The sequence below is a fragment of the Shewanella decolorationis S12 genome, assembly GCF_000485795.1.
Classification (GTDB): domain Bacteria; phylum Pseudomonadota; class Gammaproteobacteria; order Enterobacterales; family Shewanellaceae; genus Shewanella; species Shewanella decolorationis.
In genome coordinates this window covers 83,292-102,985 of record NZ_AXZL01000063.1, presented here as the reverse complement: position 1 = coordinate 102,985, position 19,694 = coordinate 83,292, and the positions used below count along the sequence as shown (strand labels likewise).

Below are 19,694 nucleotides of genomic sequence, written 5' to 3'. Positions count from 1 at the left end.
GAATAATCGCGTTGAGTTCGTTTAATTGTTGAAGTCATTACACTCTCCAAAATGAGTTTGAAAAGTGTCAACGCTATTTAGGACTGGTCAGCTATAAACAAAAAAGCGAAGCCATTTGGCTTCGCTTTTTAATCACTTAACAGCGGGTTATTTCATTAACCACGCGCGGTAGGACTTACCTTTAATGCGGCCGCTGGTGATTTTGCTCAGCGCCTTTTTAGCGACTTTGCGATTCACCGCCACATAGGCGCGGTAGTCAGTCACAAGGATTTTACCGACCTGCGAGCCTTCGATACCATTCTCTCCAGTGAGGGCCCCGAGGATATCACCGGGGCGAAGCTTCTCTTTTTTACCACCATCGATTTGCAGGGTGATCATGGTTGGCGCATTGGGCGCTGTGCCCAGCAAACTTAATGATGGCAAGGCTTCGCTCTGAATATCTCGCTCTAAATACTCTTCTAACAGGGCAATCTTGTAGCCATCTTGATCGTCAAAGAAGGTAAAAGCCGCGCCCTTACTGCCCGCACGGCCAGTACGGCCAATACGGTGAATATGCACTTCGGTATCGTAGGCCACGTGGTAGTTAAATACCGCATCCAGCGCGTCGATATCTAAACCACGGGCGGCCACGTCGGTTGCCACCAGCACACAGGCACTCTTGTTGGCAAATTGCAGCAGGGTTTCATCTCGGTCACGCTGCTCTAAATCCCCATGTAGGGCGATAACGCTAAAGCCAGCATCGCTGAGTTCATCGGCCACTTTTTGGGTTTCGCGCTTGGTATTACAAAACACCACCGCACTCTCGGGCTTACGATCCAGCAGCAATAATTGCAGCGCCTGCATGCGCGCCTTGTCGTCATCCAAATGATAGAAATGCTGCTCGATGGTGCTCTTTTCGTGGGTTACGGCCACTTTCACCATCACAGGGTCATACATAATTTGCTTGGCAATCGACTGAATTTGCTCGGGGAAAGTTGCGCTAAACAGCAGGGTTTGGCGCTCGCGTGGCGACTGCTCGATAATCGCATCGAGTTGTGGTTGGAAGCCCATTTCAAGCATACGATCGGCTTCGTCCAACACGAGCATATTCAGGTTGCTTAAATCTAAACGGTTACGCTCTAAGTGATCGACAATCCGCCCTGGGGTACCGACGATAATGTGGGCGCCATGCTCGAGCGAACCAATTTGCGGCCCCATGGGCACGCCGCCGCAAAGGGTAAGCACTTTTACGTTGTGGATGCCACGGGCAAGGGTGCGGATCTCCTGCGCCACTTGGTCGGCCAGTTCGCGGGTTGGACACAGCACTAAGGTTTGAATGCGAAAACGCTTCACATCTAATTTGTTCAGCAGACCTAAACCGAAAGCTGCCGTTTTACCCGAACCCGTCTTGCCCTGACCAATCACATCCTCACCCGCTAAAATGGCTGGCAGACTCTGCGCCTGAATCGGCGTCATTTCGTGATAGCCCATAGTGGTAAGGTTCTCAAGCAGTTCGGGTTTTAGCTTAAGAGTCGAGAAAGCCATTGAAGGCTGAGTGTCTGAATTGCTCAAGGCGAATATCCTGTGGTGGGTAACCCGCGCTGGCATAAACTCAGGCAAGTCACTGAAATTGCATAGTGTTACTGATTAAATACGCTTATCGCTTCGGGGCGTTTAGCCATTTGTTTAGGTCTTTATTTCTGGCGGTTAAGTTAACTAAGCCTTTAACTTATGCTTTTAAACTAGCTCTTTAAATAAGCTACGCCACTCACGTAATAAGGCTAAGTCGGCAACTTGCCGTGTTCAGTCTTATCCGCGCCATCCCAAAGCTCGGCTATTGTAGCAATAAAACGCGCCCTTTTCCTGAAGTCTTTCGCTTAACCACCAAAGCAGGCTTTATTGCCTGCTTTAAAGAGAGTCATTAATAAGAAGTGCGCTAACAAAAAGCCCTGCATTGGCAGGGCTTGGTGGCTGTGACTACGGAAAAACAAGCTTTGTACTAGCAGTGTTTTTCAAGCAAGGAGTCAAGATTTAAAGCAAGGGAGACTTAGGCAATGCTGCCAAAGCGGCCCTCTTGATAATCGCGAATCGCCTGCTGAATTTCCGCTTGGGTGTTCATCACAAACGGCCCCATTTGAACGATTTTTTCGCGAATCGGTTTACCCACAAACAGTAGCATGCCCGCTCCGCGTTCATCGGCCTTAAGCTGCAATGGCGTTTGGCTATCGAGCACTAAAAACTGGCCTTCATTGAATGACCACTGTGAGCCTTCGCCCTTACTCAAGCCACCTTGGTAAAGATAGAGGGCAGCAAACTCATGCTTGGATAAATCGAGCTGCGCCTCACCATTGGCATTTATCATCAAGTCGGCAATCGCCGCTTCGCCCGCTAATCCTTGAATGGTGGCACTGATCGCACTCTTACCCGCAAATGCCCAATCCCCCGCCAAGGCTTTAAGGGTGGCGCCTGTGTCGTTCGAGGTTTCAACGCTAGGGGTTGAAGCCGTATCTTGATAAGTCGCGGGGCGCAGCTTGTCCTTGGCCGGCATATTGACCCAAATTTGGAAGCCATGCAGACCATTAAGCGCATCGGCCAGCGGCATTTCAGAATGCACCACGCCATAACCCGTGCTCATCCACTGCACATCGCCTGCACGAATCGCTTTGACGTTACCCATCTGATCGCGATGCTCAAACCCACCCTTACGGATGTAAGTAAAGGTCTCCATCCCACGGTGTGGATGCGGCGGGAAGCCACCGATAAAATCCTGTTTATCATCGGATTTAATCTCATCCATCATCAAAAATGGATCAAAGTGGGTAGTGACAAAGTCCGCCACACGGCGAATATTCACCCCGTCGCCATCCATCGCAGGTTTAGCAGAAAACTGACCTAAGACTTTCATTTTATGCTCCTAACTCGTAAGGCATTAGCCCGTGCACTCACTATCACTTGGGTTAAAAGTGACCGCGTGAAACAGTGGCAATGCTAATGGAAGCAGAATAACAAGGAAATTTGCAAAAGAATAACGCGAAATCACGGTCTAAACATTCGAAAAAATGGAACGGTAGGTTGCTGATACCCACTCATACAGGCTTGCCATGATGTTCACTCACCGACACGCAGCGAGTCCGTCCGTGGATGCTCGACCGCCCCGTCCATGGGGCGGACGGTCGTCTCGTTAATCACCATGGCTCACCTTTTGACATTAACGTAACCTGTAGATTTAAAAGCCTTACGCAACGCGCCTTGGAACAAAAGCGTGATGGTCCCTTTGCTCTAACTCGTCTGTTTAGGATTAAATCTCTATGGCTTAATGCCTAAATCAGTTGCGCCGTAGGCGTCACCTGAATTTTCTTGTTAGCTTTCTAAGCTGCGATTTCATTAATATGAATAGCAGCTTCTCTCGCATTTTCAGCTCTAAATAGTTTAATGTCTTCTGATGCGGCAACTTCAGTAACCATATCAATAGTTTCTCTTAATCTTTTTACTGATGTGTCAGTTAACGTTGGATCAGACAAAGATGGTGTGCCAATAATAATTTCATATATTTGGGGTTTAATTAAGACCTGTGATTTCTTTAGCGCTTCCAAATCAAATAGCTTAGCTTTCACATTGTTTAAGGAAGTTGATAGTCTTGTAGGAACAAGCAAGCCAAAGTTTGAAACATATTTCTCGTTCATGAATCCAAACGAAGTTAATAAATTGCTTTCGCTAATCTTCAAACGCTTCTTAAAACAGTTAGATAGGTGAGGGTTTATTGTTTTTATTTCATCAAAAATACTTGTTGCCCATTGTTCACTATAACGTTTTGACTGGAATTCATCTTCCTCTCTCTCAGCATCAAGAGCAAGAGTGCTTAAACTAGCAGTAAAGCGTATAGCTTGTTTCAATATGCCTTCGATGCTGTCATCAGCAGCAGGATGCATGCTTCCTAATATTACTCCACCAAAAGGAGCAGCCCATTCAGATAAGCTTCTATGAGTCTTAAGCTCATTTAATGCTGACTCAATTAGCCAATCAATAATACTTTGCATATTTTGAGATTGCGCACCATATAAGCACTCAAGTAATTCAGTTCTGATTGCTTGTATTATTCTATATTGATTGTTATTTCCAATAGCCACAACGGCAACAGATATTCTTTCTCCAGAACCAACTATAGGTTCTAAATAAAGAGTTTGCCATGTGCCAAAAAATGTAGGTTCAGATGGAAATAGCTCTTCTAATGTATTCATAACGCCATCTCCTGTTGTTGAATCCCCAGCCTTCGATTCATTAATATTTTAATGTGCTCAGTTCTGTTCTCAAGAAACTCTATAACCTTTATAATCTGCTCTTGGGATAAGTAAGAACTGGCATAGGTTTTTTCTGAAATCAGAGAAAAAGGAAAATCTTTGTACTGGCGAGTTATCCCTACGTCAATATCTCTAATAATTTTATGTTTCTCAAATTCACTTTTTAATGAATATATAACTCTAATGATTTGGTTATCTTTAGCTGAGTCTCTTTCATCTAAAGATAGGTCCAAAGCATTTTCATGGTCTATGAAAGAAAATTTATCACCGCCATCATAAAGTATGTTTCCTACATTTCTGTCCCAGTTGGCGATCCACTCATCAAATACACCAATATCTAATGCTCTTGAGTAGCTTTTGAGCTTTTCTAATGCCTCTTCACTTTTGGAATACCTTCGAAAACTTGGATAACCTGCATCTTCAGATCCAAATGCTAAAGCATATTCGCCTTCAGGAATTTCTTCAAAAACGGTATGCGTAACCTTAACAATAATAGGCTTTGGAATAGATAACCCAAGTGAACGACCTATTACAGCGCATACACATTCGGCATAAAGCTCTTGAACTGTAACTTTTTTTACATATGCAACCACTACTGAATCATGTGTTTTGACATGACATTTCCATGTAGGGTTTACATTATGATCATTAAAGGATGTAGCTCCAGGAAGCATCAATCCTATTTTTACTTGTTCCATTCATAATCCTTTACATTTGATGAACCTACATTTGTTTGTAGAAAGCTAACATTTTATTCGTGCGCATGCGCGTTTACCTCGTTGGAACAGTGAAATCGCGCACGGTTAACTATATGTATGTAATGAACTTATCAGCATTCTGCTAAATACACCATCTGGAAAAACGCGCATGCGTGTTTTTCAAACCTATTACGAAACACTATACATGATAGTTAATTGATTTTATAGAGTTTTACTTATTGCGGATGGGATTAGTGCGCACTTTTCTTACCTTCAAATCATCAAAAAATACCTAAATTTAAATACGACTGTATACCCATACATTGTTAGCCGATTTCTGGTAAGGCCAAACATAGTAAATAGATAAGAATTTGTATGGCAACAGGAGTAGGAATGGTCGATTGAGCTAACGAGCCGAAACACGGAATGGGCAAATAGCTTTTAGTAGAACGAGCTGCGAGAAGGCTAGTTAGCATTGGCAATTTTTACGGAAGTGACCGTTGGTGGCATGGATGCCACCGTCGAGCCCTCAGGGATGAGTTTATGGCGTGTCACTGGAGTAATATTGCCAATCGACACGGCACAGATTTAAATCTTTTAGTGACTAAATTTAACGAATAAAACAGCCATGCTAAGCACTACTAGTCAGGCTTAAACACCCCAATCACGGCACCAGTGGCTTTTTCGGTGACTTTGACATCGGTTTGCTGTTCGCGGTAATCACAGTCGGTGCATTCTACGGTTTCGATGCCGTTTTCTTTAAACAGCAAAATGCTGTCCTTGGCGCCACATTTAGGGCATTTTGCGCCAGCTACAAAGCGCTTTTTGATTTTGGTTGTCATGCTAATACCTTTATGCACTGACCAGCTCAGTTGAATCAGAAGATGACTACGCTTCGCTTGCAAAACCGAAAGCGTGAGCCTGAAATTGGCGGCTATTTTGCCACAGTGCCCAGCTATTGCCAGCCTTTAAACCAAGTTGTGATGCCATAAAAAATAAACAGACGTTGGCGCCTTACTGGGTTATCTCAAAAACGATTTGCCAAATTGGCCGTACACTCGCATTGGCACTCATCCAAAGAGCGCCATAAAAGCCGCCACAACATTCACCAAAAAGAAGAAGTAAAAAGTGTAAGAAATCCTCAGCAACTCGGCCTAAGTTGTGGTTTGCCATCGGCTTGTACGTTATCATCACAGCCCTTACTCATTCATGATATGACCAAGTTGTAGTTAATGATCAGCATCAACCAAGCGCAATTAATCCGTGGCAGCAAAACCCTGCTCGACGAAGCCTCTTTGACCATCTATCCCGGCCATAAGGTCGGCCTAGTCGGCGCCAATGGCACGGGTAAGTCCTCACTGCTGGCATTAATTATGGGTCACCTGAGCTTAGACAAAGGCGAGTTTAGTATGCCTTCGGGTTGGCAAATCGCCACCGTAGCCCAAGAAACGCCCGCGCTGGAAGTCTCTGCTCTTGAGTATGTACTTGATGGTGATAAAGAATATCGCCAACTTGAGGCCGATTTACATATCGCACAGGAACACAATGATGGCCATGCCATTGCCACCCTGCACGGAAAAATCGATGCCATTGGCGGCTACGCCATTCGCGCCCGCGCAGGTGCCTTGCTGGCAGGTTTAGGCTTTAGCGAAGCCGAGCAAAATAACCCAGTGAAAAGCTTTTCGGGCGGTTGGCGGATGCGCCTCAACCTTGCCCAAGCGCTGCTGTGCCGCTCCGACTTACTGCTGCTCGACGAACCGACCAACCACTTAGACTTAGATACCATGTACTGGCTCGAAGGGTGGATTAAGTCCTATCAAGGCACGCTGATTTTAATCAGCCACGATAGGGATTTTATCGACGAGATTGTCGATGAAATCGTCCATGTCGAGAATCAAAAACTCAATTATTACAAAGGTAACTACAGTGCCTTTGAGCGCATCCGTGCCGAACGTATGGCGCAGCAACAGGTCGCCTATGAGCGCCAGCAAAAAGAACGGGCGCATATGCAGTCCTTCGTTGACCGCTTCCGCTACAAGGCCAGTAAAGCCAAGCAAGCGCAGAGTCGCTTAAAAGCGCTGGAGCGGATGACTGAGCTGTTGCCATCCCAGGCCGATAGCCCGTTTTATATGGAGTTTCGCCCGCCTGAAGCTCTGCCCAATCCATTGATTAAAATGGAGCAAGTGGCGGTGGGTTATGGCGATAAGCAAATCCTTAGCAAAGTGCATTTAAACTTAGTGCCCGGCGCCCGTATCGGCCTCTTAGGGCGCAACGGCGCGGGTAAATCGACATTAATCAAACTGTTATCGGGACAACTGTCACCGATGACTGGATTGTATGAGCCAAATCCCGGCCTGAATATCGGTTACTTTGCCCAGCACCAAATCGAATTTTTACGCCTAGACGATACGCCGCTGCAACATCTGGTGCGCCTCGCGCCAAATGCCCGTGAGCAGGAATTACGTAACTTCCTCGGCGGTTTTGGCTTCCATGGCGATATGGCGCTTTCGCCGGTTCGTCCCTTCTCGGGTGGCGAGAAAGCGCGTTTAGTATTGGCCTTATTAGTGTGGCAGCGTCCTAACCTATTACTGCTCGACGAACCGACCAACCACTTAGATCTAGAGATGCGCCATGCGCTCACTATGGCATTGCAAACCTTTGAAGGCGCAATGGTTATTGTATCGCACGACCGTCACTTGCTGCGCTTAACCTGTAGCGATTACTATCTGGTTGATCAAGGCCAAGTGCAGGCCTTCGATGGCGATCTTGAAGATTACCACCAATGGTTACTCGACGCAGCGAAAGCCGCCAGTGCCAACCAAGCGGCTAACAGCGATGACACAAAACCTGCGGTCGATAAGAAACAGCAAAAGCGATTAGAAGCCGAGCTACGCCAAAAGGTGTCACCCCTTAAACGCAAACAGGCGAAGCTTGAAACCGATCAACAAAAGCTCAGTGAGCGTCTCGCCGAGCTGGAGCATTTGCTGGCCGATAGCGAATTATATGATCAAGACAACAAAGCTAAGCTCACTTCGGTACTCAGTGAGCGTACCAGCTTGACACAGGCGCTAGAAGAAAGTGAAATGCAATGGCTTGAGTTACAAGAAGAAATAGATGCAATGGAACTTGAGCTAATGGGGCAGTAATTGCCCTCTATCGCCTAACATACAAGGAAGCCGTATGTCGGATGCAACCCCGCTAGACAGCCAAATTTGGCATTGGTGTGACATGAGCTACGGGCAAAATAAGCAACTTTGCCTTGAGCTACAGGATAACAATCAAGTGAACGTGAATTTACTATTGCTGGCGCAATATTTAGATCTCACGCTTGATGTGGCGGGTCCGCGACAGTATACGACCGAACAATGGCAACAGCTGGTGAATGCTGTTTGGGAGTGGGACGAAAAGTTTCTTACCCCCTATCGCCGTTTGCGCCGTCTCGCCAAGGCCAGCCTGAATGAAGAAGAATACCAGCAAATGCTCGATGTTGAGCTGATGATGGAACGCAAGGCGCAGCGCACAATTCTAAATGCCATCAATGGATTATCGCCAACTGGCGAACAAACCAACCTGGTAAGTTATCTCGCGCTATTTGGTTTATCCGCAGCGGATGTTAACGCACTGGATTTGATCGCACCTTAACTGGCCTCATGCACAACTTACTTAGTGCGGGCTTGAGGGTAACGCTGGCAGTTATCCTCAATCTTAAGCCAGCTCGGCTGCTGCTCAGTATAAATATGGTAATTAGGCTGCACTGAATTAGGATCATCTAAGCTGGCAATCGTTAGGGTGAGATAATCGGGATACTCAGTGTGCCTAAAAGTCAGTGAACAGCCGCACTGGGCACAAAAACCACGTCTTACATATTCTGATGAGGCAAACTCAGTCACTTTGCCCTTAAGCCAAGTCACTTGTTGAACCTTAAAATCCATCCAAGCACCAAACACGGCCCCAATGCTTTTTTGGCACATGCGGCAATGGCAATAATCGGCGTCGAAGGGCTTACCCTCAATCCGATAACGAATTGCTCCGCATAAACAGCCGCCTTCTCGTCCTATCTGAGTAAACATTTCGCCCCCATCACCGCCCATCAAATAGCGCGGGATCAGAATATCGTTAATGACCTTAATTTAGCGTATCGACACAGCCAAGCTGAAATCCCACGCATTATCCATCGATTTCTTGCTGCAATTTTTCGAGTTCATCCAAAATATGCAGGAATTTTTGGCCAAACTCCGTCACTTGATATTCGACCCGCGGCGGTAATTCGTTATAAATAATTTTATCTAAGATGCCAAATTCAATGTTCTTTTTTAAACATTGATTCAATACCTTAGTGGAGAGTCCCTCAACCGAACGCACCATTTCTCCAGGCCTTTGGATCCCATTTGCCAACAACTGATAAACCGTTAATGACCATTTACAGCCATAAATCGTCTCGACCATTCGGGCTGAGCGCTCTGGGGGCGATTTGCGTGAAATTATTTTTTCATTGTTATTCATAAAGATGTACCAAAAAGTACCTGCCTAACCAATTTGTACTTACTGTTCATATAGTTATTGAATCCCTAAGATTACCACCTTGATAATACTTAGGAGTAGCAAATGCAATTTAATACCTCAAATATCGCCATTATTATCGGTGGTAGCAGCGGCATCGGTTTTGAAACCGCAAAACAACTGGCCAAGCAAGGCGTATCAGTGCTTATAGTGGGTAATCAGCAAGAAAAACTCACCGCCGCCGTCTCGGCACTTAAACAGGCATGTGCAACGCCTGAATTACAGATTGAAGGTTTTCAAGCCAACCTTTACCAAGCTGCGGATCTTAATCGACTCATTACACACATTAACCAACTTGAGCATAAGGTCGGCTATCTCGTCAATGCGGCGGGTTATTTCAATCCTAAATCCTTTATTGACCACACTGAAGCGGATTACGAACTGTATATGGGGTTAAATAAAGCGCTATTTACCATCACGCAGGCTGTCACCCTCAAGATGATCGATACGGGCGGTGGTAGTATAGTGAACATAGGTTCTATGTGGGCAAAACAAGCGGTTAAAGCCACGCCTTCGTCGGCATATTCAATGGCAAAAGCCGGGTTACACGCATTAACCCAACACTTAGCGATGGAACTGGCGGACAAGCATATTCGCGTTAATGCGGTTTCACCCGCGGTGGTGAATACGCCAATCTATAACGCCTTTATTCCAAAGGAAGAGCGAGACCAAGTGCTTGCAAGCTTTGATGCTTTTCATCCAATTGGACGAGTCGGCACCCCTGCCGATGTGGCAAATAGCGTATGCTTTTTGTTATCCGATGATGCGAGTTGGGTAACTGGCGCAATTTGGGATATTGATGGTGGTGTGATGGCAGGACGTAACTAAATTCGCGAGTTAATGCACTGCGAGCAACACATAAATCATTTCATAAGATTAAATCAGGTCTAACACTATGCTTAATATGAACTTTAACCAGCGTATCGTTATCCATACGCAGCCACAACCTTGGTTGCCAAGCCCGGCTCAAGGGGTGTGGCGTAAACCACTGGAACGGGAGGCTAAGGAGTCAGGGCACACCACCAGCATAGTGAAATATGAAGCAGGCTCGCAGTTTGCGACTCATAAGCATCCATTGGGCGAAGAAATCTTTGTGCTTGAGGGCGTATTTTCCGATGAAAACGGTGATTATCCCGCGGGTACTTATCTTCGCCATCCACCAGGGAGCCAACATGCCCCTTTTAGCCAAACAGGTTGCGTGATTTTCGTAAAACTTAACCAATTCGATCCGCGGGATCTCGAACATTTAAGGATAAATACTCAACAAACCCCATGGTTACCGGGTATTGGCGGCTTACAAGTCATGCCTCTACACGAGTTCGAGCATCAACATACCGCGCTAGTAAAATGGCCTAAAGGTGAGAGATTTCAGCCACATCGGCATTTTGGTGGTGAGGAAATCTTAGTTTTATCCGGCAAGTTTCAAGATGAGTTTGGCGAATATCCACGCCACACTTGGATACGCAGCCCTCATATGAGCGGCCATTTTCCTTTTGTTGAAGAGGAAACCATTATCTTAGTAAAAACAGGCCATTTACCCATTAGCGCCATGTAACGCGAGTAGACGACTCATTGGGTTTATACCGCATAAGTCGTTGCGACAGACTTATGCTGCAATATGCCACCCCATGCCGAGGAAATATCAGCCTTTACCATCGGTCAGCTTTTGCGCCAGCGCGGTGGCATTGCGCGCGGTAATGCCATAAATCGACAGCTGCGGATTGGCCCCAAGACTGGTCGGGAAGATAGAGCCGTCCATCACCGACAGATTATCCAGATAATGCGACTGACCATAGCTATTGACCATAGAGAGCTTTTCATCCTCACCAAAGGGACAACCGCCCATCACGTGAGCCGAGGCCACCACCGTCTTTAGCGGCGCTAAATCCATTTGGGCTATGCTCTCTTTTGCCTCCTTCCATGACGACAGATACGGCATACCATCGCTGATGGGTAGCACTTTTAATGCCCCTGCCGAAAATTGCAATTCGGCCATGCTGGCATAGGCTCGCCGCGCCGACCGCCAAAAAGCCTCGGTGAGGGGATAATCTAATGTAAAGCCCGTAGGGGTTAAATGCACTTGCCCACCTTGGCTATCGGGATGATAACCGTCACGAACCAAGGCAATGGTGACCTGTAGCTGATTAAACTGTGCCATCAGCTCAGCATGGCTTATGCCATAACCTATGGTCTTAGAGGCAATCAAAATCGGATGCACCGGCGGCACCTCAAGCTTGTAGCCTAACTCGCCATCGGCGCCGTTTTTCCAAACAAATTCATCGGAATAGATAGATTGCGGCGCACCGCTGTGGGCATTTATCGTATCGGCAAATACGCCGCCCGAGAGCACTGTGGGATGTAAAAAGGTACGTTTACCCAACAGCTGATAGGGATCGGGCACCTCGGAGCGCATCATTAGAGTCGGCGTGTGAATAGCGCCAGCGCTTAAAATATAGTGCTTAGCTTTAAACAGCAGCTCAACCGAGGTCGGCCGTAAATTAACATCGAGCGCCTGCGCCTTGAGGGCAAAGACCTGGCCATTATGGTGTTCAATCTTAACGACTTTAGCACGACTAATCAGCTGTGCGCCCTTCTCTAATGCGCTCGGAATTGTCGTGACTAACATCGACTGCTTGGCATTAACTGGGCAGCCCATACCGCAATAGCCAGTATTCCAACAGCCCGCCACATTGCGCTTGATGACGGTATATTCCCAACCTAGATTGATACAGCCTTGCTTAAGCGCGCCGTTATTGCGGTTAGGCTCATAATTCCATTCGTGAATATTGAGCCGCTGCTCCATCTGCTCGAACCAAGGCGCGAGGGCTTCGGAGTCAAGCCCCGCAACGGATTTATGCTGCGCCCAAAAGGCTAAGGCTTCCTTTGGCGTTCGGATGGAAGTGGTCCAATTGATGGTGGTCGAGCCCCCCACGGCGCGACCTTGGAAAATACCAATCGCCTTATCGGCGGTTTTCATCGCCGCAGCCTGTTGATACAAATTAGGGTAAGCGACTCGCTCCTCCATATTAAAATCGCTGGAGGATTTAAGCGGCCCCGCTTCAATCATGATCACACTGAGCCCTGCTTGAGTGAGGATCTCCGCCGCCACACCGCCGCCAGCGCCCGTACCCACAATCACCACATCGGCTTCAAATTGCTGGTTCTCTTGCAATTGACTGGCATCGGTATGTAACCAACCGGAATTTAAGCCTGTCACTATGGGATCTATGATTGCCACTTGGAATACTCCATCTTCATACTATTGTTATTATTAGAAATTCAGCCTATTTAAACAATTCAGGCTTGGCATAGTGGAGTCGGCTCCAATGCTCGGGACAGGCGTAATAGCTGGCCATCACTAATTCTCGCAGGCCTAAATAAGCCGTTTGTAATAACGAAAAGTAACTGTGGCGCCAAGTCTCCAGCATTTGGGTTAATTCGCCCGGTGAACGCATCAACAGTGGCGTCATACTCGAGGTTAGCAGCAGTAAGCCGAGACGATTTTCCAGCATATCCAGCAGCTCGAACAGCTCTGCCTGCTGCTCGTCGGGCAGTACATCAATCGAGTGCTTAATGGCATCTAAGGTGCGATTTTGTGCCGCCTGTTTATGGGATGCCACATCGGGTAAGGCGCCATCAAGCATCACTGGTAGCAGCACACCGAATAACAAACGATAGTCTTTATCTTCGCCTTCATCGGGCAGGCTGAATTCGGGAGAGTAAAGATTCACCCCCAAGGCAATCGCTGCCGTACCGGCAAACGCGCCCAGTAAAAAGGTTCGTCTATTCATCGATGTCTCCCCAAGACGCTTAGTGTTAAATTATTGTGCTACAATGACCGCGAATCTAAATTAAACACACGTTTTAATTTTCAGCAATAGTTGATATCAAGATAAGATCCCATGCCAAACGTTTTTAATCCGCCTTGGTGGGCCAAAAGTCCCCATGTACAAACTATTCTGCCCGTTTTCACTAAAGTGGCCCAACCTGTTCTCGAACGGCAGCGACTCGAGCTTCCCGATGGCGATTTTATCGATTTAGATTGGCTAACAAGGCCAGAAATCGGTAAACCCATTGTGGTCATCATTCATGGATTAGAAGGCAGTGCCCAGTCCCATTACGCCAGACGCATTCTGCAAGCCTGTAAAGAACAAGAGTTAGCCGCTGTGGTGCACCACCATAGAAGCTGTTCAGGGGAAGCCAATCGCCTCGCCCGCAGTTATCACAGTGGCGATACCGACGACCTGCAGTTTAGCCTAAGCCTGCTGCAACAAACCTATCCGCAGTCACCTTTATTAGCCGTGGGTTACAGCTTAGGCGGCAATGTACTGACTAAATATCAAGGCGAATATCAAGAGCATAGCCTGTTGAGTCGAGCCGTAGTCGTGTCGGCGCCGCTGCAATTATCGGCCTGTGCCAAACGCTTAGAAAATGGTTTTTCCAAGGTTTATCAAAGCCATTTAATCAAACAGTTACAACATAAGGTCAATCAAAAGCTTGCTGACCCCGATCTTGCAGGCGTGATGGCATTGAGCCCTATGCAAGTTGCTAATCTCAATACTTTTTATGACTTTGACGATAAAGTCACCGCACCACTCCATGGATTTTTGGGCGTTGAAGATTACTACGCCCGCGCCAGCGGCCTCCCCTTTATCAAGTGCATCACTAAGCCAACGCTGATCTTGCACGCCAAGGACGATCCCTTTATGACGGATGCTGTTATCCCACATCCCAGTCAGCTTTCCGAGCATGTGGAATATGAGTTACACGCCCATGGCGGCCACGTCGGTTTTATTGAGGGCGGCACACCTTGGAAGCCGCGCTATTATCTAGAGCGGCGCATTTTAGACTTTTTACTCGCCAATGATGCTTCATCGGCACCTTAAGGAACCCGAATGCTTATTCCCTACGATGCTTTACTCCAGCTTCCCAAAGAGACCTTAACTAATTTGATCCGCGAATATCTGTTAGGCCAAGTGGAGGATGGTAGTTTTACTAGCCTAGATGAGCAAGAACTATCAGCGGCAATAGTGCAATGCCAACAAGCACTTAAACAAGGCAAACTCGTCTTGGAATACAGCGAGGACGATGAATCCTTTGCCATTCGCCACGCCGACCAAGTGGCAAAACGGCAAGATTGACCACCAGTATCCCTGTGCCGTATAAATAGCTTATACGGTTTATCGCTCCCAATGAGCGGCTCTTTAGGTTCCTAGCTAGGTAGAAAAAATGTCAGCAAAACATCCGATTATTGCAGTTACAGGCTCATCCGGCGCAGGAACCACCACAACTACTACCGCCTTTAGTCATATCTTTCGCCAACTCGGGATCAACGCTGCCTTTGTAGAAGGCGATAGTTTTCATCACTTTACCCGTGCAGAGATGGAAGTGATGATCCGCAAATCCCAGGCCGAGAATCGCAATCTGAGTTACTTTGGCCCCGAGGCCAATAACTTTGCCCGCCTAGAGCAATGCTTTCGCGATTACGGCGCCACGGGCCAAGGTGAAACCCGCAGCTATTTGCATACCTTCGATGAGGCAGTGCCCTTTAACCAAATGCCGGGCACCTTCACTCAATGGCGTCCGCTGCCTGAAAACACCGATATGTTGTATTACGAAGGCTTACATGGTGGCGTAGTCACGGGCGATGCCAACGTGGCCCAGCATGTGGATTTGCTGATCGGCATGGTGCCTATCGTTAACTTAGAGTGGATCCAAAAGATCATTCGTGACACCTCGGAGCGAGGTCATAGCCGCGAAAAAGTCATGGGCTCGATTGTGCGCAGCATGGACGATTACATTAAGCATATGACACCGCAGTTTTCCCGTACCCATATCAACTTCCAACGGGTGCCGACGGTAGATACCTCTAACCCCTTCAGCGCCAAGGATATTCCAAGCCTAGATGAAAGCTTTGTGGTGATCCGTTTTCGCGGCATCAACAATGTCGACTTCCCCTATTATTTAAGCATGATCCAAGGCTCCTTTATGTCACGGGTCAACACCTTAGTGGTGCCGGGCGGCAAAATGTCACTCGCCATGGAGCTGATCCTCACACCACTGATTAAAGATTTAATGGAAAAACGCCAGCAGCTTAATAGTCCACAAGCGAACTGAGACAAAGTTAAGATGTGTCTTAATTAAATAAAGCCTTTTTGAGCAATAGATTAAGTTTGATTTAAGCCATTAAAGTTAATCTTATTGGCATCGGGATTTCAGGCGAAAGAACGATAGTTGGCATACTCTTGGGAGTTAATTCCCCCATCTTGATCTGTTGATTCCCTTGAGTATGTCAGCAACCCCATCTTGCTGTTAATTCCACATCTATGCTTGCTCTGTTGATTCCCTTAGGTATGTTAGCATCGCTGAACCAAATAGGTTCTAGGTTCTAGGTTCTAGGTTCTAGGTTCTAGGTTCTAGGTTCTAGGTTCTAGGTTCTAGGTTCTAGGTTCTAGGTTCTAGGTTCTAGGTTCAGTTTCTGCCAACTTGATTCGTAAGGCAAATATTTTACCTAAACAAAAGAAATAATGAGTAAATTCATTTTATTACAACCAATAACGAATAGATTGTTAGCCTAAAAAAAAGGCCTGCTAGGCAGGCCTTTACGTATAACTAAAATTAACAAGCCGAAGCTGCTGGTGTTGCAGTAAATGTTGGAGCTGCTGTTGCTGTAGCAGGTGTATATTCAATAAAACACGTTGCTGGCGCACCAGCCTGCCAGAACTTAGCTTTACCTGATGTAGTTGTAGTATCTACGACCCAATCAGTTGTAGCACCAGTCGGTGTTGTACCTTCGCTGATAGTAATATCCAATGAATTTTTAAAGTTATTTAGAGAAGCTCTCATATAACCATAGTCGGTAGTGACTAATACAGCAGTACTAGGCGTAGCTGTAGCATCTCCGCTTAAAACAACAGATTGGTTTGTTCCTTTCTCTAACCCTGCAAGCGCTGCTTTTGAATAGACTAAAGTATTCGCTCCTTGGATCGAGGCCTTCAAACCATTCAGCGCAGACACTCGCGCATCACCTTGCAAATTAATAAACTTAGGTGCTGCAGTAACAGCCAAAATGCCTAAAATAATAATTACAACCACTAATTCGATTAATGTAAAACCACTTTGCTTTTTCATTCTCTAAAACTCCATTAACACGCTGTAGCTACAACCTTATAAACAGGCAAGTTAGTATTCGTTGCAGGTGTATATTCTAAACGGCAAGCATCCGTATCTTTCTTTCCCTTAGGAACAATAATGAAAGATGTCGCACTTTTATACACAACACCAAAGTCATTCACTGTACCAACTGTATCAGTTGCTAAGGCATCAAACTTCATATCCAAAGCATTTTCTAGGTTAGTTTTCACAACAGCAGAACTAGTAGCACTGTTGAGGTATCCATAATCAGTCGTAACATCAACGCCAGTTGCAATTGTTACAGTCTGAGCAGCGGCTTTTTCTTTACCTGCAAGAGCAGCCTTTGAATAAATCAAAGTATTCGCACCTTGTAAGGCCGCTTTCACACCCTCAACTGTTGATTTACGCGCATCTGATTGAAGATTAATAAACTTAGGTGCTGCTGTGACAGCAAGAATACCTAAAATAATAATAACTACGACTAACTCAATTAAGGTAAAACCTTGTTGTCTTTTCATCATTAACTACCTATGTAATAACAATTCTAAATACGTAAAATTCACGCCTGAATAATTAAGGCGTAAATGGTGTTTGAGTGAAACTTAATACTTTTCCTGTACCCGGATTATAAACCACGCCTTTAGCGCCAGTGGTTGATAAATCTGGTGCTGGAGTTGGCACACCTGTATTTTGGTTTAACACCAGTGAGGCCACTTGATGATAAACACATAAATCCAAACCACTCACGGCGGTACCCGCAATTGAATTAGTACTGCCACCCGCACCATCAATTACACGTACTGTATAACGTTGATTTCGCGCATCTTGCGAATAGAGCACATTACGTGGCGCACTTTGTAATACCGTATTGAATACCTGCTGACAGCTCGCATCCGTCATCGCCGTTGCATCGGTACCAGAGGTACCCGTTGGATAACCAAAACGTGGGTCGAGTGAAACAGAAGTACCATCTAAGATCACACTGCTATTTTGGCGACCATCGACTTCCCATTGTGAACGCACAAAACTTACGGCTGTGGATAAACCACCGGCCACACCGTCCACACTGGCATCTTCAGCATCATCGGTGACATTTAAAAAACGTGGGATAGCTGTTGCCGCAAGCAACCCCAAAATTACGATCACTATGACCAGTTCAATCAATGAAAAACCATTTTGCTTAGTCTTCATTAGTCTCTCCCTATCTTGATGAAAGTCCATTCTAACAGCTAAATCAGTTTAAAAAAGCCCGTTACTTAACAATATTTTAGGAAGACGTCAAAAAAATGACCCTGCCAGAATTTAGTTGATAGCCGATACTATCGCCATTTTGTGACCGAAAACGGCAGCTATTATCCTTGTGAAAATAGCTACCAATTAAGGAGTTATCTGCCACCTCCTGCCCCATTAGTTGCCACCATAAGGCTTGGCAACCTTGGTCACTAAGTTCGGTCGGTTGCGGCCATCCCTGAGCGCTCATGATCACCAGCGTTTGCTGCTCATTATGAGTGTTTTGCTCATTAAACACTTCCCAATCTAGTCGCATTTGTTGTGGTTTGCCAAGGGATAACCATTGGGAGCGCACCATAGCCAACACATTTAAGAAGCGCGTATGTTCGAGCTCCACACTGCGGGCTGCAAGTTGTGGCATAGTGGCAAAATATTTAACGCCAATCACCGCGAGAATAACCAAGATCAAGGTCAAGCTAACGAGCCGACCATACACACGTAATAGATCGCTTTCGGCCTTCTGCTGGCTCTGCATCTATTTGATCCTAATTGAGTTAAGTTCTCGACTCGGCATTACTTCCCGCCTTTAACCACGTTGAGCATGTCCCACATGGGCAGGTAAATACCCAGCGCTAAAATCAATACAATCACAGCTACGATCCCGATCAAAATCGGCTCTAACTTAGCCGTAAGATTTTTAAGATCGTAGTCGACCTCACCTTCGTAAAAATCGGCGGCATCGTTTAATAGTTGGTCAATTTGGCCGGTTTCTTCACCAACGGCGACCATTTGCAACACCAGTGGCGTAAACAATTTGCTCTGGTTAGACACCCTCAGCATAGATTCGCCTGACTCTATGCCACGGCGCATCCCGACAATTTTGTCGTGCATATAGGCATTATCCACCGCATCGGCCACTAGACTGAGTGCCTGCGTCATCGGCACTCCCGCGCTCAACATCATCGAAAAACTGCGGCAATAACGGGAGAGAGTCGAGCGTTCAATAATCGAACCCACGGCGGGAATGTGTAACTTCCACTGGTCCCACTGTTTCTCACCTTTTTCCGTATGGTGCCAGTAGCGGATGCCAATAATGGTCCCGAGCAGTATTACCAGCATCAGGGGCCAATAGTTGACAAACAAGTTTGATGTGCCGATCAACACCTTAGTCGCCCAAGGCAGGTCGGCACCAAAGCGAGCAAACATCTCGGCAAATTTGGGGATCACCATGATGTTTAAAATCACCATGGCTAGCGCGATGGCAATCAATACAAATATGGGATAACGCATCGCAGCCTTAATCCGGCGGCGGGTTTCCTGCTCACGCTCGATATAACCCGAGAGCTGAATAAAAGCATCCTCTAACTTACCGGTGTTTTCGCCCACATGCACCATAGAAACAAACAAAGAATCAAATACATCTGGATGTTGATTCATGGCAGATGACAACGGGCGACCTGCCGTTAACTGCTCTGAAATATCATTCAGCGCATCCTTCATCCGTTGGGAATGCGCGGTTTCAGATAAACCAGCAATGGCCCGCAAAATCGGGATCCCCGAACGCGTAAGGGAATACATTTGCCGGGTAAAAATTTGCAGTTCATCTAAGCCGACTTTACTACCAAAGAGCTGTATCAGTGAAAATGACTTCGTCACCTTTGCCGCTTTGACTTCCAAGGGAATAATGCCGCGCGCTAACAGCATATCAGCAGCAGCACTTTCGGAGGCAGCATCAAGCTGACCCGTTACGGCCTGACCTTGTCCACTGCGTCCACGGTATTGATAAACCGGCATA

21 protein-coding genes are annotated in these 19,694 nt (G+C 46.5%); 7 read left to right on the top strand and 14 right to left on the bottom strand.

The window, feature by feature from the left end:
- Positions 1–147 precede the first annotated feature (147 nt).
- The 5 genes from dbpA to SHD_RS09695 form a co-directional block, all read right to left on the bottom strand.
- A complete protein-coding gene (dbpA, locus tag SHD_RS09715; protein WP_023266948.1) occupies positions 148–1,524 on the bottom strand; it encodes an ATP-dependent RNA helicase DbpA in 1,377 nt (458 codons plus the stop codon).
- 502 nt (positions 1,525–2,026) lie between these two features.
- Positions 2,027–2,884: a pirin family protein gene (locus SHD_RS09710; RefSeq protein WP_023266947.1), complete on the bottom strand. Its 858-nt coding sequence runs from the start codon at positions 2,882–2,884 to the stop codon at positions 2,027–2,029.
- 463 nt (positions 2,885–3,347) lie between these two features.
- The gene (locus SHD_RS09705; RefSeq protein ID WP_023266946.1) at positions 3,348–4,217 is read right to left on the bottom strand and encodes a hypothetical protein; all 870 of its coding nucleotides are present in this window, start codon (positions 4,215–4,217) and stop codon (positions 3,348–3,350) included.
- Positions 4,214–4,975 (bottom strand): HipA family kinase, encoded by a 762-nt coding sequence (locus tag SHD_RS09700; RefSeq protein ID WP_023266945.1) that lies wholly within the window; start codon positions 4,973–4,975, stop codon positions 4,214–4,216. The genes SHD_RS09705 and SHD_RS09700 overlap by 4 nt, the downstream gene beginning before the upstream one ends.
- A gap of 641 nt (positions 4,976–5,616) precedes the next feature.
- Positions 5,617–5,817 carry a YheV family putative zinc ribbon protein gene (locus SHD_RS09695; RefSeq protein ID WP_011621538.1) on the bottom strand — a complete coding sequence of 67 codons (201 nt, stop codon included), beginning with the start codon at positions 5,815–5,817 and terminating at the stop codon, positions 5,617–5,619.
- Between the two features lie 390 nt (positions 5,818–6,207).
- Here SHD_RS09695 and SHD_RS09690 point away from each other — a divergent pair, with 390 nt between their 5' ends.
- Entirely contained in the window at positions 6,208–8,121 is a 1,914-nt protein-coding gene (locus SHD_RS09690) for an ABC transporter ATP-binding protein (protein ID WP_023266944.1), read from the top strand.
- A gap of 34 nt (positions 8,122–8,155) precedes the next feature.
- Positions 8,156–8,617 (top strand): TIGR02444 family protein, encoded by a 462-nt coding sequence (locus SHD_RS09685; protein ID WP_039978043.1) that lies wholly within the window; start codon positions 8,156–8,158, stop codon positions 8,615–8,617.
- A 17-nt stretch (positions 8,618–8,634) separates the two neighbouring features.
- Here the strand turns inward: SHD_RS09685 and SHD_RS09680 are convergent, their stop codons facing one another.
- Positions 8,635–9,045, bottom strand: a complete 411-nt coding sequence (locus tag SHD_RS09680; RefSeq protein ID WP_039978046.1) for a GFA family protein — start codon at positions 9,043–9,045, stop codon at positions 8,635–8,637.
- 97 nt (positions 9,046–9,142) lie between these two features.
- Positions 9,143–9,478 carry a winged helix-turn-helix transcriptional regulator gene (locus SHD_RS09675; RefSeq protein WP_023266941.1) on the bottom strand — a complete coding sequence of 112 codons (336 nt, stop codon included), beginning with the start codon at positions 9,476–9,478 and terminating at the stop codon, positions 9,143–9,145.
- Between the two features lie 102 nt (positions 9,479–9,580).
- Here SHD_RS09675 and SHD_RS09670 point away from each other — a divergent pair, with 102 nt between their 5' ends.
- Both SHD_RS09670 and SHD_RS09665 read left to right on the top strand, forming a co-directional pair.
- The gene (locus SHD_RS09670) at positions 9,581–10,363 is read left to right on the top strand and encodes an SDR family NAD(P)-dependent oxidoreductase (RefSeq protein WP_023266940.1); all 783 of its coding nucleotides are present in this window, start codon (positions 9,581–9,583) and stop codon (positions 10,361–10,363) included.
- Positions 10,364–10,430: 67 nt separating this feature from the next.
- A complete protein-coding gene (locus SHD_RS09665; protein WP_023266939.1) occupies positions 10,431–11,090 on the top strand; it encodes a cupin domain-containing protein in 660 nt (219 codons plus the stop codon).
- Between the two features lie 87 nt (positions 11,091–11,177).
- Here SHD_RS09665 and SHD_RS09660 read toward each other — a convergent pair whose 3' ends face one another.
- Both SHD_RS09660 and SHD_RS09655 read right to left on the bottom strand, forming a co-directional pair.
- Complete coding sequence (locus tag SHD_RS09660) at positions 11,178–12,773, bottom strand: GMC family oxidoreductase (protein WP_039978042.1); 1,596 nt, start codon at positions 12,771–12,773, stop codon at positions 11,178–11,180.
- Positions 12,774–12,819: 46 nt separating this feature from the next.
- Positions 12,820–13,326: a hypothetical protein gene (locus SHD_RS09655; RefSeq protein ID WP_023266937.1), complete on the bottom strand. Its 507-nt coding sequence runs from the start codon at positions 13,324–13,326 to the stop codon at positions 12,820–12,822.
- Between the two features lie 111 nt (positions 13,327–13,437).
- Between SHD_RS09655 and SHD_RS09650 the strand changes: the two genes are divergently transcribed.
- The 3 genes from SHD_RS09650 to SHD_RS09640 all read left to right on the top strand — a co-directional run bounded on the left by SHD_RS09650 (position 13,438) and on the right by SHD_RS09640 (position 15,652).
- Positions 13,438–14,421: a hydrolase gene (locus tag SHD_RS09650; protein WP_023266936.1), complete on the top strand. Its 984-nt coding sequence runs from the start codon at positions 13,438–13,440 to the stop codon at positions 14,419–14,421.
- Between the two features lie 9 nt (positions 14,422–14,430).
- Positions 14,431–14,676 (top strand): YheU family protein, encoded by a 246-nt coding sequence (locus SHD_RS09645; RefSeq protein ID WP_023266935.1) that lies wholly within the window; start codon positions 14,431–14,433, stop codon positions 14,674–14,676.
- 88 nt (positions 14,677–14,764) lie between these two features.
- Positions 14,765–15,652, top strand: coding sequence for a phosphoribulokinase (locus SHD_RS09640; protein WP_011621530.1), 888 nt, complete (start codon positions 14,765–14,767; stop codon positions 15,650–15,652).
- Between the two features lie 501 nt (positions 15,653–16,153).
- Here SHD_RS09640 and SHD_RS09635 read toward each other — a convergent pair.
- The 5 genes from SHD_RS09635 to SHD_RS09615 all read right to left on the bottom strand — a co-directional run bounded on the left by SHD_RS09635 (position 16,154) and on the right by SHD_RS09615 (position 19,693).
- Positions 16,154–16,666: a type II secretion system protein gene (locus tag SHD_RS09635; protein WP_023266934.1), complete on the bottom strand. Its 513-nt coding sequence runs from the start codon at positions 16,664–16,666 to the stop codon at positions 16,154–16,156.
- A 14-nt stretch (positions 16,667–16,680) separates the two neighbouring features.
- Positions 16,681–17,187, bottom strand: a complete 507-nt coding sequence (locus tag SHD_RS09630) for a type II secretion system protein (protein WP_039978040.1) — start codon at positions 17,185–17,187, stop codon at positions 16,681–16,683.
- A gap of 55 nt (positions 17,188–17,242) precedes the next feature.
- Positions 17,243–17,860, bottom strand: a complete 618-nt coding sequence (locus SHD_RS09625) for a pilus assembly FimT family protein (protein WP_023266932.1) — start codon at positions 17,858–17,860, stop codon at positions 17,243–17,245.
- Between the two features lie 76 nt (positions 17,861–17,936).
- A complete protein-coding gene (locus SHD_RS09620) occupies positions 17,937–18,434 on the bottom strand; it encodes a hypothetical protein (RefSeq protein WP_023266931.1) in 498 nt (165 codons plus the stop codon).
- Positions 18,435–18,472: 38 nt separating this feature from the next.
- The gene (locus SHD_RS09615) at positions 18,473–19,693 is read right to left on the bottom strand and encodes a type II secretion system F family protein (protein ID WP_023266930.1); all 1,221 of its coding nucleotides are present in this window, start codon (positions 19,691–19,693) and stop codon (positions 18,473–18,475) included.
- Position 19,694: the final 1 nt, after the last annotated feature.